Origin of the sequence: Phyllobacterium pellucidum (genome assembly GCF_013327855.1) — a bacterium.
GTDB lineage: Bacteria > Pseudomonadota > Alphaproteobacteria > Rhizobiales > Rhizobiaceae > Phyllobacterium > Phyllobacterium pellucidum.
In genome coordinates this window covers 60,713-73,312 of the sequence record NZ_JABUMX010000003.1, presented here as the reverse complement: position 1 = coordinate 73,312, position 12,600 = coordinate 60,713, and the positions used below count along the sequence as shown (strand labels likewise).

The 12,600-nt window shown below is 60.3% G+C and carries 16 protein-coding genes; 7 read left to right on the top strand and 9 right to left on the bottom strand.

What is annotated here, in order from left to right; translation table 11 throughout:
* Nucleotides 1-34 precede the first annotated feature (34 nt).
* The gene (yddG, locus tag HQ945_RS13605) at nucleotides 35-862 is read left to right on the top strand and encodes an aromatic amino acid exporter YddG (protein ID WP_175585035.1); all 828 of its coding nucleotides are present in this window, start codon (nucleotides 35-37) and stop codon (nucleotides 860-862) included.
* Between the two features lie 6 nt (nucleotides 863-868).
* Here yddG and HQ945_RS13600 read toward each other — a convergent pair whose 3' ends face one another.
* Nucleotides 869-1,300 (bottom strand): cupin domain-containing protein, encoded by a 432-nt coding sequence (locus HQ945_RS13600; RefSeq protein WP_091921241.1) that lies wholly within the window; start codon nucleotides 1,298-1,300, stop codon nucleotides 869-871.
* Nucleotides 1,300-2,070 carry a hydroxyacylglutathione hydrolase gene (gene gloB / locus HQ945_RS13595; RefSeq protein WP_113282087.1) on the bottom strand — a complete coding sequence of 257 codons (771 nt, stop codon included), beginning with the start codon at nucleotides 2,068-2,070 and terminating at the stop codon, nucleotides 1,300-1,302. The genes HQ945_RS13600 and gloB overlap by 1 nt, the downstream gene beginning before the upstream one ends.
* Before the next feature lie 146 nt (nucleotides 2,071-2,216).
* On the opposite strand from gloB, the gene HQ945_RS13590 reads away from it, so the two are divergent.
* Entirely contained in the window at nucleotides 2,217-2,963 is a 747-nt protein-coding gene (locus tag HQ945_RS13590; RefSeq protein ID WP_027231333.1) for a class I SAM-dependent methyltransferase, read from the top strand.
* On the opposite strand, the gene metW is transcribed toward HQ945_RS13590, so the two are convergent.
* Nucleotides 2,960-3,574, bottom strand: coding sequence for a methionine biosynthesis protein MetW (gene metW, locus HQ945_RS13585; RefSeq protein WP_091921245.1), 615 nt, complete (start codon nucleotides 3,572-3,574; stop codon nucleotides 2,960-2,962). The two genes, HQ945_RS13590 and metW, sit on opposite strands and share 4 nt — an antisense overlap.
* Nucleotides 3,571-4,758: a homoserine O-acetyltransferase MetX gene (gene metX / locus HQ945_RS13580; protein ID WP_113282104.1), complete on the bottom strand. Its 1,188-nt coding sequence runs from the start codon at nucleotides 4,756-4,758 to the stop codon at nucleotides 3,571-3,573. The genes metW and metX overlap by 4 nt, the downstream gene beginning before the upstream one ends.
* Nucleotides 4,759-4,981: 223 nt before the next feature.
* On the opposite strand from metX, the gene hisC reads away from it, so the two are divergent.
* The 4 genes from hisC to HQ945_RS13560 all read left to right on the top strand — a co-directional run bounded on the left by hisC (nucleotide 4,982) and on the right by HQ945_RS13560 (nucleotide 7,585).
* Nucleotides 4,982-6,088 carry a histidinol-phosphate transaminase gene (gene hisC / locus HQ945_RS13575; protein WP_113282086.1) on the top strand — a complete coding sequence of 369 codons (1,107 nt, stop codon included), beginning with the start codon at nucleotides 4,982-4,984 and terminating at the stop codon, nucleotides 6,086-6,088.
* 3 nt (nucleotides 6,089-6,091) lie between these two features.
* Nucleotides 6,092-7,024: a prephenate/arogenate dehydrogenase family protein gene (locus HQ945_RS13570; RefSeq protein ID WP_174208183.1), complete on the top strand. Its 933-nt coding sequence runs from the start codon at nucleotides 6,092-6,094 to the stop codon at nucleotides 7,022-7,024.
* Between the two features lie 64 nt (nucleotides 7,025-7,088).
* The gene (locus HQ945_RS13565; RefSeq protein WP_113281434.1) at nucleotides 7,089-7,349 is read left to right on the top strand and encodes a type II toxin-antitoxin system ParD family antitoxin; all 261 of its coding nucleotides are present in this window, start codon (nucleotides 7,089-7,091) and stop codon (nucleotides 7,347-7,349) included.
* Nucleotides 7,346-7,585: a type II toxin-antitoxin system RelE/ParE family toxin gene (locus HQ945_RS13560; protein WP_051614768.1), complete on the top strand. Its 240-nt coding sequence runs from the start codon at nucleotides 7,346-7,348 to the stop codon at nucleotides 7,583-7,585. The genes HQ945_RS13565 and HQ945_RS13560 overlap by 4 nt, the downstream gene beginning before the upstream one ends.
* Nucleotides 7,586-7,587: 2 nt before the next feature.
* Here HQ945_RS13560 and HQ945_RS13555 read toward each other — a convergent pair whose 3' ends face one another.
* Entirely contained in the window at nucleotides 7,588-8,625 is a 1,038-nt protein-coding gene (locus tag HQ945_RS13555) for a DUF2125 domain-containing protein (protein WP_162737242.1), read from the bottom strand.
* 42 nt (nucleotides 8,626-8,667) lie between these two features.
* Between HQ945_RS13555 and HQ945_RS13550 the strand changes: the two genes are divergently transcribed.
* Nucleotides 8,668-9,189: a gamma-glutamylcyclotransferase gene (locus HQ945_RS13550; protein ID WP_027231340.1), complete on the top strand. Its 522-nt coding sequence runs from the start codon at nucleotides 8,668-8,670 to the stop codon at nucleotides 9,187-9,189.
* Between the two features lie 53 nt (nucleotides 9,190-9,242).
* Here HQ945_RS13550 and HQ945_RS13545 read toward each other — a convergent pair whose 3' ends face one another.
* From HQ945_RS13545 to ftsE, 4 genes are all read right to left on the bottom strand, one after another.
* Nucleotides 9,243-10,028 (bottom strand): lysophospholipid acyltransferase family protein, encoded by a 786-nt coding sequence (locus tag HQ945_RS13545; protein ID WP_174208182.1) that lies wholly within the window; start codon nucleotides 10,026-10,028, stop codon nucleotides 9,243-9,245.
* Nucleotides 10,029-10,111: 83 nt separating this feature from the next.
* Nucleotides 10,112-10,813 (bottom strand): YdcF family protein, encoded by a 702-nt coding sequence (locus HQ945_RS13540; protein WP_343051231.1) that lies wholly within the window; start codon nucleotides 10,811-10,813, stop codon nucleotides 10,112-10,114.
* 117 nt (nucleotides 10,814-10,930) lie between these two features.
* A complete protein-coding gene (locus HQ945_RS13535; RefSeq protein WP_091921253.1) occupies nucleotides 10,931-11,917 on the bottom strand; it encodes a cell division protein FtsX in 987 nt (328 codons plus the stop codon).
* On the bottom strand, nucleotides 11,910-12,569 hold the full coding sequence (ftsE, locus tag HQ945_RS13530) for a cell division ATP-binding protein FtsE (protein WP_036813702.1): 660 nt from the start codon (nucleotides 12,567-12,569) through the stop codon (nucleotides 11,910-11,912). The genes HQ945_RS13535 and ftsE overlap by 8 nt, the downstream gene beginning before the upstream one ends.
* Between the last annotated feature and the right edge of the window lie 31 nt (nucleotides 12,570-12,600).

The following is a 12,600-nucleotide window of genomic DNA, read 5'->3' as shown; positions in this document are numbered from 1 at the left end:
CGTGGCCACGTTCGTCGGGTTTCTTGCGATCATCATGTGGGCAATGCTTGCCCTTTTTACTGATGTGTCCGGCAAAGTGCCACCATTCCAGCTCACAGCCATGACCTTCGCCATCGGTGCGAGTCTCGGCCTGATTTCCTGGCTTTGGCGTCCCGGCGTTGCACGCAACCTGCGCCAGCCGGCAAAAGTCTGGTTGCTGGGTATAGCCGGTCTCTTCGGCTACCACTTCCTCTATTTCACCGCGCTTCGGAATGCCCCTGCGGTAGATGCAAGCCTTATCGCCTATCTCTGGCCACTCTTCATCGTTGTCGGCTCCGCGCTCATGCCGGGCGAGAAGCTGCGCTGGTTCCACATCGTCGGTACGCTGCTTGGCCTGTCTGGAACAGTGCTGATCATTACCAAGGGTGGCGGCTTCGGCTTTGATGCGCAATATGGCTTCGGCTATGCCATGGCCGGGCTGTGCGCGCTCACATGGTCTGCCTATTCGCTGCTGTCGCGGCGCTTCGCCCATGTGCCGACCGATGCCGTGACCGGCTTTTGCGCGGCGACATCTGTCCTCTCGCTCGTCTCACACCTGATGCTTGAACAGACGATTTGGCCGGAGGGCGCGGTTCAGTGGCTGGCGGTGCTCGGCCTCGGCCTCTTCCCGGTCGGCGCCGCCTTCTACGTCTGGGATTACGGCGTCAAGCACGGCAACATCCAGGTGCTGGGCGCAGCAAGCTATGCCGCGCCTTTGCTTTCGACCCTTGTCCTCATCATTGCCGGGGTGACCGAGCCGACCACGCGTGTCATGCTCGCCTGCCTGCTCATCACGCTCGGCGCGGTGCTGGCAGCCAAGGAAATGCTGTTCAAGCGCCGATAAAAAACATCAGGGTTCCCAGCCGGGCTCCGCAAGCTCGAACTGGGCAAAATCAAAGCCCGGTGCGACGGTGCAGCCGACGAGCGTCCAGTCGCCGGTCGATTGTGCACTCTGCCATTGTCCCGCCGGAACGACCGCTTGCGGCCGTTCCCCCGCGGCAAGATCAAGACCAAGGCGGTGGGTTTCGCGCGCTCCATCGGCAGATGCAATCGCCAGCAACAAGGGCGCGCCGCCATACCAGTGCCAGACTTCGGCAGCGTCCTTGACCCGGTGCCAGGCCGACACCTCGCCCTTTTCGAGGAGGAAATAGATTGCCGTCGAATGGCCGCGACCGCCGACCGGCCATTCCCTGTTATCGCGAAACGTCTGCACGTAGGAGCCGCCCTCGGGATGCGGCGCAAGTCCAAGGTAGCTGCGGATGGCCTCGGGCGTCAGCGTCATCAGAACACGTCCTTGCGCTTGCGGATTTCGGCGAACACCGCCTCGTCGCTGGCGTTTTCCATCTTCAGGTTCTTGCGGATAACGGGATCATGGGCGCGCAGGAATGGGTTGGTCGCCATCTCGCGCAATATCGTCGTCGGCAAGGTCGGCAGGCTCGACTCGCGCAAGGCCATAATCTCCTTGGCGCGCTCCTTCAGCGCCGAATTGTCCGGATCGATTGTCAGGGCGAAACGCGCATTGCTTTCGCTATACTCATGCCCGCAATAGACCTGGGTTTCGCCGGGTAGCGCCATCAAGCGCTGCAGCGACTGAAACATCGTCGATGGTGTCCCTTCGAAGAGCCTGCCGCAGCCGAGCGAAAACAGCGTATCGCCCGTAAATACGACCCTGCCGTTCGGTATGTAATAGGAAATCTCGCCTGCCGTGTGCCCGGGGGTCGAAATGACCTCGACCTCGAAGTTGCCGAACGCAAAGCGCTCGCCGTGCTTCACGGCGCGATCAATCCCCGGTATTTTCGACCGCTCGTCGGCGGGCCCGATGATTTCGGCGCCGAAACGTTTCTTGAGGGCAAGGTTCGCCTCTACGTGGTCGCCATGATGATGCGTCGTAAAGATGTGGGTCAGCTTCCAGCCACGCCGCTTCAGGGCATCGAGGATCGCCGCTTCTTCGGGCGCATCGATCGAAGCAGTGAGGCCAGCGTCCGGATCGTGGATCAACACGCCGAAATTATCGCTGCGTGCCGTGAATTGTTCGATTTGGAGATTGGACATGATCGTTCTCTTGAAGAAAGGGGAGCAGAAACAGGATAGCCTTGCTACTGAGCGGCGCAACCCACCTGTCCCTAGAAGTTTCATGTTCATGTTGGCGATACTCGTATCTGCTTCTATTTAAGGCAGGAACGCTTTAGGTTGCCCGCATGCATCTCGACATTATCGATCTCCGCGCATTCTACGCATCGACGCTCGGCCACCTGACCGAGCGTTCGATTACGATGGCACTCGCTTCGATCTGGCCGAAACTGCCGGGAGAAAGGCTCGTCGGACTTGGCTACGCCGTTCCCTATCTCGACCGGTTTCGCGGCGATACGGAGCGTACGTTTGCCTTCATGCCGGCTGGGCAAGGCGCCGCGAGCTGGCCGCCTGCGGAGCCTTCCGCCACGGCATTGATCTTCGAAGAGGAATTGCCGCTGCCCGATTCTTCCGTCGATCGGATTTTAATGGTGCATGCGCTGGAGCATGCGGAAGACCCGCGCGAAACGCTCAAGGAAATGTGGCGCGTGCTGGCGCCCAACGGCAGGCTGGTCATTGTCGTGCCGAACCGGCGCGGCCTGTGGGCGCGCTTCGAGCATACGCCCTTCGGCAGCGGCAGGCCCTATAGCGGCGGGCAACTGACGCGGCTCCTGCGCGAGGCAAACTTCACGCCGGGTCCCTGGGCCGAGGCGTTGTTTTTTCCGCCGTCGTCGAGGCGCTCCGTCATGCGGCCGTCGCCGCTGTTCGAGCGGGCGGGCCGGCGCTTCTGGCCGATGTTCTCGGGCGTTCACATCGTCGAAGCGCAGAAGCGAATCTACCAGGGCCTGCCGGTTGCGCAGCGATCCTCGCGGCGCGTTTTCGTCCCGGTACTGTCACCGTCAGGTACGGCCAGTGCCCGGCGGGATGGGATCTAACGCTTGAGCAGAAACACGGCCTGCTGGCCGAATAGGTTCCAGAATCCCCACGGCATGTTGAAGCCGAGCCGTTGGCCGAGCGCATTGAGCGCGACGGCGGATTCCACCTCGGCCCCGACTTCCCTGGTCATGTCGACAAAGTCGCTGATCGTGCAGAAATGGATATTCGGCGTGTCATACCAGCTGTAGGGAAGATCCTTGGTGACCGGCATGCGCCCGTTAAGGGCAAGCGATGTTCGCACGCGCCAGTGACCGAAATTGGGAAAGGATACGATTGCGCGCTCGCCGATGCGCAGGAGTTCGGTAAGGACGTTTTTCGGATTGCGGGTCGCCTGCAGGGTCTGTGACAGGATCACATAGTCGAAGCCGGAATCGGGGTAGTATTTGAGATCGCTGTCGGCGTCGCCCTGGATGACCGAAAGGCCGCGGGCCACCGATTCATTGACGCCCTTTTGCGATAGCTCGACGCCACGGCCATCGACATTTTTTGCGCTCTGCAGCAATTCGAGGAGTTCGCCATCGCCGCATCCTACATCGAGGACGCGGGAACCGGGTTTGACCAGCGAGGCGATGACTTCGAAATCGACGCGGGCATTGGTGTTGACGCTCATTGGGCCAGGAGCCCCTTGGCGCGCGCCGCCGAACGAATGAAGCCGTTGATGGCCGAAAACATCTCCGGCTCATCAAGCAGGAAGGCATCATGACCGCGATCGGATTCGATCTCGACGAAAGACACCGAAGCACCCGCGGCATTCAGGGCATGGGCGACTGTGCGGCTTTCGCTCGTTGGAAACAGCCAGTCGCTGGTAAACGATACGATGCAGAAACGTGTTTTCGACCCGGCAAAGGCGTCGGCAAGGCGCCCCTCGTGCTCGGCCGCCAGATCGAAATAGTCCATGGCGCGGGTCATGTAGAGATAGGCGTTCGGATCGAAGCGATCGACAAAGCTCATGCCCTGATAGCGCAGATAGCTTTCGATCTGGAAATCCGCATCAAAGCCGAACGTGACGTTCTGCCGGTCCTGAAGATTGCGGCCGAACTTTCGATGCAGGGCAACTTCCGAAAGATAGGTGATGTGCGCAGCCATGCGGGCAACGGAGAGACCCTTGCGGGGCACTGTCCCGGCTTCAAGATAACGCCCTTCCTTCCACTCGGGATCGGCCATGACCGCCTGGCGGCCGACTTCGTGGAAGGCGATGTTCTGCGACGAATGCCGCGCACCTGTCGCAATCGCCACTGCGGCGAACACCCGATCTGAATGGCTCGACGCCCATTCGAGCACCTGCATGCCGCCCATCGATCCGCCGATGACGGCAAAGAGTTGCTTGATGCCGAAATGGTCGATGAGCATGGCCTGAGCCCGGACCATATCGGCAATGGTTATGACGGGCAGATCGAGCGCATAGGGCTTGCCTGTCTCCGGATTGATCGATGCGGGGCCAGTCGATCCGAGGCAGCCGCCAAGGACGTTGGAGCAAAGCACGAAATAGCGGTCTGTATCGACAGGCTTTCCAGGTCCGACGAGCGTCTCCCACCATCCGGGCTTTCCTGTCACCGGGTGCACGTTGGCAACGTGCTGATCGCCGGTGAGCGCGTGGCAGATCAAAATGGCATTGGACTTGTCGGCGTTGAGTTCGCCGTAGGACTGGTAGGCCAGGCGGAACGGAGACAGCGACACGCCGCTATCAAGAGGCAAGGGCTTGTCCGCCCCAAAATCCACCACAGGACTATGGGGATTGGTCGCTTCTTGAATCTTCTGATCGGTCGTTGCTGATGCTCGGCTGGCTTTGGTCATCTTTACGCGAAAATTGAGCAAGATGCCGGTAGCTATGGTTGCGGTAGATACAAAGTCAATGGTTACTTTGGTGCTGGCCGTCATCCATGGCGATCAAGGCCAAGAAGGTGAAATGCCATTTTTCTCGACATCCGCCCCGTGTGCGGCTATGTCCGCACGGTTGCTTTCCAGTGAACGACGAGCATTGCCCCTCGAAACGTACGATGCCACGGAACATAGAATCATGACGACGACGCTTAAAGACCCACGCCCAACCCCCAAAGCCGGTGTGCTCGACATTGAAGCCTACGTGCCGGGCAAGGAACATGCGCCGGGTGTCGCGAAGGTCCACAAGCTGTCGTCCAACGAAACTCCGCTTGGCGCCAGCCGGCACGCGATCGAAGCCTATGGCGCCGCGGCGGAACGGCTGGAAATCTATCCGGACGGGCAGGCGACCGCACTGAAGAAGGCGATCGCCGAAATGCACGGCCTCAATGCCGGCAATATCCTTTGTGGCAATGGCTCCGACGAATTGCTCGGACTGCTCTGCCAGACCTATCTCGCGCCCGGCGATGAGGCGATTTATACCGAGCACGGCTTCATGGTGTACAAGATCTACATCATGGCGGCTGGCGCAACGCCTGTCGTCGCCAAGGAAAAGACCGAGCAGGCGCATGTCGATTCCATTCTTGCCGCAGTGACGCCGCGCACCAGGATCGTATTCCTGGCCAATCCGAATAACCCGACGGGCACCTACGTGCCATTCGAGGAAGTGCGCCGGCTGCATGCCGGGCTGCCGAAGAACGTTCTTCTCGTACTTGATGCCGCCTATGCCGAATATGTCCGTCGCAACGATTATGAAGCCGGGGTCGAACTCGTCTCGAACTTCGAAAACGTTGTGATGACCCGAACATTCTCGAAGATTCACGGGCTTGCCGGCCTGCGCATCGGCTGGATGTTTGCGCCCGCCCATGTCATCGATGCGGTCAACCGCATCCGTGGTCCGTTCAACATGAACTCGGCGGCGATCGCCGCCGGTGCCGCGGCCATCCGCGACCGCGCTCATGTCGATGCCGCCGTCGCATTCAACGAGAAGTGGCTGCCGTGGCTGACCGAGCAACTGACGGCGCTGGGGCTGCGGATCACGCCGTCAGTCGGCAATTTCCTGCTCGTGCACTTCCCGGACGATCCGGCAAAGTCCGCCGAGATGGCCGACCCCTACCTGACGAGCAAGGGCTATATTTTGCGCCGCGTTGGCGGATACGGATTCCCCAATGCGCTGCGCCTTACCATCGGATCCGAGGAAGCCAATCGCGGCGTAGTCGCCGCACTCTCCGAATTTCTGAAGTAGACCATGTCCAAAATCCACTTTGACACAATCGCACTGATCGGCATCGGCCTCATCGGTTCCTCCCTTGCGCGCGTCATCAAGCGCGAGGGCCTTGCCGATCACGTCGTCATCTCCACACGCAGTTCCACTACGCTTGCCCGGGCCAGGGAACTGGGGCTTGGCGACAGCTACACGCTCGACAGCGCCGAGGCGGTGCAGCAGGCCGACCTGGTGATCATTTCCGTGCCTGTGGGGTCGTCCGGCGAAGTGGCGCGCCAGATTGCCGGGTCGCTTAAGCCTGGCGCCATCGTCACGGATGTCGGCTCGACCAAGGGTTCTGTCATTGCACAGATGCAGCCGGAGCTTCCCGCAAGTGTACATTTTATTCCCGGCCATCCCCTGGCGGGTACTGAATATTCCGGCCCCGATTCGGGCTTTGCCGAACTCTTCAACAATCGTTGGTGCATTCTGACGCCGCTCGAAGGTACCGACCCGGACGCGCTCGACCGGTTGACGAAGTTCTGGGAAGCGTGCGGCTCGCGGCTCGATACGATGGATCCTGTGCACCACGACCGGGTGCTCGCCATTGTCTCGCACCTGCCGCACATCATCGCCTACAATATTGTCGGCACCGCCAGCGACCTTGAGGAAGTGACGAATTCCGAAGTCATTAAATACTCGGCCTCGGGTTTTCGCGACTTCACGCGCCTTGCGGCCTCCGACCCGACAATGTGGCGGGACGTCTGCCTCCACAACAAGGAGGCGATCCTCGAAATGCTCGCACGCTTCTCGGAAGATCTATCCTCGTTGCAGCGGTCGATCCGCTGGGGCGACGGCGATGCCCTCTTCAGCCTGTTTACGCGCACCCGCGCGGTGCGCCGCGGCATCATCGACGCAGGGCAGGAAATCGACGCCCCCGATTTCGGCCGCCAGAAGGCAAGCCAGCCGGGGAGTTAGAGCGATCGCTAGAACGCGCTTGATAACTATTATCGATTATTCATAATAGTCGAGAGGTGAAGCCATGGCACACAGTGTCGAACTTGGAAATTTGGAAGCGGTCGTTGAGCGCCTTATCAAGAGCGGGCGCTACAATTCGAAGAGCGAGATACTGCGCGAAGGTATTCGCCTCGTCGATGAACGCGAGAAGCGTCTGGCTGCGCTGGACGCCGCCTTGGCACGCGGTCTTGAAGACGTTGAGGCTGGCCGGGTCAGGCGGGCGCAGGACGTCTTCGACGAGTTGAAGGCCCGCTACACCGCCATGGCAAAAGACCGCGGCCTTTGAAGCTTGCCTTCACAGATGCCGCGCGAAGCGACTTATTGTCGATTGGCGATTACATCGCAGACGACAATCCCTGGCGAGCGGTTACATTCCTTGAGGAGTTGGAGGCGCGATGCGCGAGCATCGTGGATTTCCCGAATTCGCCTGCGGTACCGGCCGACAAGGTAGGGGAATCAGGTGCGCCGTCCACAATGGACCATGAGAGGGTACTTTTTGCAGGCGATCCGTCGTCCCAATAAAGTCACAGCGCCGGCAGGCGGCCGATATTAATAAAGCCGACGGACATTTTTCCGTTCTTCACACTGATCGGCAGTGTCGGTGCACCGTTGGCGTCGCGCGGCGCAAAGGCAAGCGCCTGCAGCACGGTCGAAATCGTATTGCCGGCCTCGGGAACGATGTCCTGGACGGCCTTGGCGAAGCCCTCCGGGTTGCGCAATGTCACGCGGAATTCGCCGGTGATGCGCCCATCTTCAGCCACCGAGAACGGTCCGGTAATGCCGACGCCGCTGCCGTCTTCAAAGGAGAGATCGACCTTGCGCAAAGTGCCTGATTGCCCGCGCAGGACAGTCAGGTTGCGCTCCGTTTTACCCAGAAGCGCGAAACCGTTGGCAAGTCCGATGTCCGCAGCGCCGGTGAGTTCAGGCAGCGAACGGTTGGGAACGACGTTATCGGCGAGCTTGAGCTTGTTGAAACTGAGCGAGACATCCATCTGCGGATCATTGGCGCGAAAGTCGAGTTGCCCGCTTCCCACGACGGCGATCGGCGCCGCACCCGGATCACGCCCGCTCACGACGACATTCTTCCCGTCGATCGTGATTTCCTTCGGAAGCGGCCGGTCGAGGCGGATACTGGAGGTCAGGCCCTCCCACTTGGCATCAAGTGGAATAAACCCCGGCAGATCGAGCGCCGCAGGCCCTTCGATGACGCTGTTGATACGCATTGGATCGTAAAGCTGTGCCGCCGAGCGGAAGCTTCCGGCTGTCACCGAAAGATTTTTCGCCTTGTCGGCCCAGCCGACCTTGTCGCAATCGAGCCCAACGCGCAGGGGGAAGCCGCTGGCCCTTGCGTTCTCGCAAGTCGCGTCGATGCCTCTTTCCTTGAAGGCGGCGATGTTGGTCGCAACACGGGCCTCGAGCTCGCGGGCGAGGTAGTACCAGCCGGCCGTGTAGATCACGCCAAGCACGACAAGCCCGCCGATCAGAAATTTCAGCAGTCTGCGCGGTTTCCTGACAGTTTCGGGGGTGCTTGACGGCATGGTCCGGCTATCGCTATCGATCATGGGGAAGCTCCGCTGGGTGGGAGTACAGCTATCAGGATGGATATGGGCGATTTTTGGGTCTTTGGCTACGGATCTTTGATGTGGAAACCCGGCTTCGCTCATGTGGAGACCACCCATGCCCGGCTCCACGGCTATCGGCGCGCGCTTTGCGTGCGTTCCTATGTTCACCGTGGCACGCCGGAGCGGCCGGGCCTGGTCCTCGGGCTTGATCGAGGTGGGTCATGTCTCGGCATGGCATTTCGCGTGCCGGGAGAGCTCGAGGATGAGGTTGTCGCGTATCTGCGCGAGCGCGAGCTTGTGACCCACGTCTATCTCGAACGCCGCCTCGGCGTACGCCTTGCGGACGGCCGCAAGGTCGAGGCGCTAACCTACATCGTGGACCGCGACCATGTGCAATATGCTGGGGCACTGTCCGTTGAAGATGCGGCAATGGCGGTCCGCGGTTCGGTCGGAAAATCCGGCCGTAACGAAGACTATGTGCACAGTACGCTTGAACATATGCGCAAGATGGATATTCGGGACCATTGGATGGAGGCAGTCGCGGCTGCTGTCGACCAGGGCTGACGCCTGGTCCTGAGGCGAGGCTCGAGGGCGTGGCAACTCGTAATATGGAATAATCAAACCTCGACGCCGAGTTCCTTCAGCCGCTGGACCGCCGTTGGCGGCATTGGCGGCGGGTTGTCGGATTTCGCCGTTGCGATCAATAGCTCGTCGCATGCAGCTTCCGTGACCTCTTCCAGCTTTTTGAGGAAGGCGTCGTTGTCGAGACCCGGCTGGATCGGCGGCAGGATACGGCAGCGGATTATTCCGGGGTAGCGCAAGAATTTGCGGCGCGGCCAGAAAAGCCCGGCATTATGGGCAATTGGCACCACAGGGACGCCGAGTTCGCCATAGATGTGGGCAACGCCGTATTTGTAATGCGGCGGAGCACCGGGAGCCGTCCGGGTACCCTCCGGGTAGATCATCAGCTGCCGGTTGTCCGCAATGGCATCGCGAGCACCCCGTACTGCGGCTTTCATCGCCGCTGAACGCCTGCCGCGGTCGATCGGCACCATTTTCATCTTGGCGATATACCAGCCGAATAGCGGGATCCACGTCAGTTCGCGCTTGAGAATATAGACCGGGTCGGCGATGTGCGGCAGGAAGGCATAGGTATCCCAGAACGACTGGTGCTTCGGCGCGCAGATATAGGGGCCGTCCGGGAGGTTTTCCAACCCTTCGATCAGGGGCTCCGCGCCCGCAATGACCTTCTGCAGCCAGAGATTGGATTTTGCCCAGTTCTTGGGGATGATCCAGGCCTGCTTGCGCGGGCTGAGGAAGTAGAAGGGCGTAAAGATGATCATCTGGATGATCAGGTTGAGATAGAAGGCGGTGTTGAAGAGAAGTGACCGGATGATCGTCATGAGGGTCTCTGGTGCTGTCGGCTTGCGGTCTTCGTTATACCAATTCAGCGTGGCCGTGAACCGGCAAACCGGCGCCCGTGAAATTACCCCTTAAAACGGTGCAGAAGTGACGCGGTGGCATCGGACAGACTGTCGGGCAGATTGGAGCGCAGGACAGCGCCGAGATATTTGACGTATTCGACGAAGAGTACGCGCACGATCAGGCCGCGCGATATCCAGTCGCCATCACGCAGGTTGCTATTGATGATCGGATAGGGAATGAATTCGATATCCTGCGAGGCATGGGTGAGTTCGACCATGGTGCGCGGGATATGGTAGTTGTTGGTGACGACGATCACCCGCTTGTAATTGTTCGCATTGGCCCATTTGACGCTCTCTTCGGCATTGCCGATGGTGTCGAGTGCCGAACGGTCCAGATCGACGCAGCAGTCGAACAGTTCCGCATCGCCGCCCGTGACCCTTTGCAATTCGGCGCGGTTGGCCGAGGCATGAACGCCGCTGATGAAAAGCCGCTTGCCGCGCTTGTTCTTGAGCAGGTCGAGCGCCCCCTCGATACGCGAATAACCGCCCGTGAGAACGACGATCCCATCGGCCGGCTCGGTCAAATCGGGCGGTTCCATCATCGTCACCCGATCGCTGAAAATGATGAAGCCGCCGATGAACAGTCCGAGGGCAAGAATTGCGAGGACGAACAAAGGCAAGACGATGCGATTGCGGACGAATGTCACGACCCGCCCATCACGTCTCATATCGTCGGAATCCTGGTTGCCGTTGCTGTCGTTCACGCCGTTCATCTTGCGCGCAAATTGCCTTGTCTGAGATATGTCTTTCAAATGGAGGTCAACCGCGGCCTTGCAGGGGCCTTTTGCCAAATCCATGTTACTGAAACTAAATTAACAAAGTTAGGTTTCGTCGCGTCTGTCCACCTGTCTTAAATGTGCAATGACCGTCATTCGCGTTGTAATCATCGTGAGGACGCTGACCGCCAGAATAATAAGGACAACACCGGTATAGCCGCTCGATCCGATGGAAAAATTGCCGAAAAGCGCGGTCGCCTGATCTGCCTCAGGCGTGGCGAGATTGCGCGACGACCACCACGCAATCATCAGGAAAATGGCTATCGCGAGCGCGCCGCCGCAGAGTGCTCCCTTGAGCGCGGTCCAGAAGAAATGCCTCTCGAACTGGCGGGCAACGAACTTCTGTTCAGCGCCGATGAAATGCAGCACCTCGATGATATGGCCGTTGCCCGCCATGGCGCCGCGCGTTGCGAAGATAACCGTAAGCACTGTCGCCGCCACGACGAGGGCAAGGACCGCGGTGCCGATAAGCACGGTCGAGCGGGCCATTGAGACGAGGCGGTCCACCCAGTTGCGGTGGTCGTCGAAGCTTGCCCCCGGCACATCCTTGACGAGCGCGGCGCGGATGGCGGCAAAATCGGGCAGGGCGGCCTCGTCGAGCGTCACGACAACGAGGCGCGGCACCGGGAGTTCATCAATGTCGAGCCCGGTGCCGAGCCACGGCTCAAGCAGCCGCGCCGTCGCTGCCCTGTCGATGATCCGCGTTGCCTTCACGCCGGCGAAACCTTGCGCAATACCACTTGCCTTGGCGAGCAGCGCTTCCATGTCCTCGCCCTCGACGGGGCGTATCTGGATGGTGGCTTCAGTCGAAATCTGACTCTGCCAGGTGGCCGCTGTCGATTGGACAAGGCTGACGGCGCCTATTGTGAGGCAGGCAAGAAAGGTCATGATGGCAATCACGATCATCAGAGCATGTCCGACGACATTGCCTGCAGGAACGATCGGCGCCTGGCCGTTGCCGCCGCGCACACGCGCGACAAGGACGCCAATGGCGGAGAACGCCTGTTCCTTGAGGCGGGCGGCGTCAATCATAGATGTCGAGCCTCCCCTGATCGAGGATCATGCGCCGCGCATTGATCTGGTCCATCAGCGTGAGATCGTGGGTGGCGATGACAACGGCGGTGCCGGAACGATTAAGCTCGCCAAAGAGCCGCAACAGCCGCCGCGCCAGCGGCGGATCGACATTGCCCGTAGGCTCGTCGGCAAGCAGAATCTCGGGCTGGTCAATGAGGGCGCGGGCGATTGCCGCGCGCTGCTTCTCACCGCCGGAGAGAACGGGCGGGAGCACGTGCATGCGCTCGCCAAGGCCGACCCAGTGCAAGAGTTCCTCGACTTCGGCGCGGTATGTCGCCTCTTCCTTGCCGCGCACACGCAGCGGCAGCGCTACATTCTGATAGGTCGTCATGTGATCGAGAAGGCGGAAATCCTGGAAGACGACGCCGATGCGGCGGCGCAGCAGCGGCATTTCCTTCGATGAGATGGTGGCAATGTCCTTGCCGAAAACCGTAATCAGACCGCGTGTCGGCTTCAGCGTCATGAAGAGGAGACGCAGCAGCGAGGTCTTGCCGGCGCCAGAGGGACCGGTCAGAAACTGGAACGAGCGGGGCGAGATATGGAGGCTGACATCACGCAGCACCTCCGGGCCCATCCCGTATCGCAGTCCGACATTCTCAAAGCGAATCAAGCGTAGTTTTCCAATCTCAAATCCATGCCCG

Coding starts and splice junctions, on each gene's coding strand:
- yddG (WP_175585035.1), top strand. CDS start 35: ATGTGGGCAATGCTTGCCCTTTTTACTGATGTGTCCGGCAAAGTGCCA.
- HQ945_RS13600 (WP_091921241.1), bottom strand. CDS start 1,300: ATGACGCTGACGCCCGAGGCCATCCGCAGCTACCTTGGACTTGCGCCG.
- gloB (WP_113282087.1), bottom strand. CDS start 2,070: ATGTCCAATCTCCAAATCGAACAATTCACGGCACGCAGCGATAATTTC.
- HQ945_RS13590 (WP_027231333.1), top strand. CDS start 2,217: ATGCATCTCGACATTATCGATCTCCGCGCATTCTACGCATCGACGCTC.
- metW (WP_091921245.1), bottom strand. CDS start 3,574: ATGAGCGTCAACACCAATGCCCGCGTCGATTTCGAAGTCATCGCCTCG.
- metX (WP_113282104.1), bottom strand. CDS start 4,758: ATGACCAAAGCCAGCCGAGCATCAGCAACGACCGATCAGAAGATTCAA.
- hisC (WP_113282086.1), top strand. CDS start 4,982: ATGACGACGACGCTTAAAGACCCACGCCCAACCCCCAAAGCCGGTGTG.
- HQ945_RS13570 (WP_174208183.1), top strand. CDS start 6,092: ATGTCCAAAATCCACTTTGACACAATCGCACTGATCGGCATCGGCCTC.
- HQ945_RS13565 (WP_113281434.1), top strand. CDS start 7,089: ATGGCACACAGTGTCGAACTTGGAAATTTGGAAGCGGTCGTTGAGCGC.
- HQ945_RS13555 (WP_162737242.1), bottom strand. CDS start 8,625: ATGATCGATAGCGATAGCCGGACCATGCCGTCAAGCACCCCCGAAACT.
- HQ945_RS13550 (WP_027231340.1), top strand. CDS start 8,668: ATGGGCGATTTTTGGGTCTTTGGCTACGGATCTTTGATGTGGAAACCC.
- HQ945_RS13545 (WP_174208182.1), bottom strand. CDS start 10,028: ATGACGATCATCCGGTCACTTCTCTTCAACACCGCCTTCTATCTCAAC.
- HQ945_RS13535 (WP_091921253.1), bottom strand. CDS start 11,917: ATGATTGACGCCGCCCGCCTCAAGGAACAGGCGTTCTCCGCCATTGGC.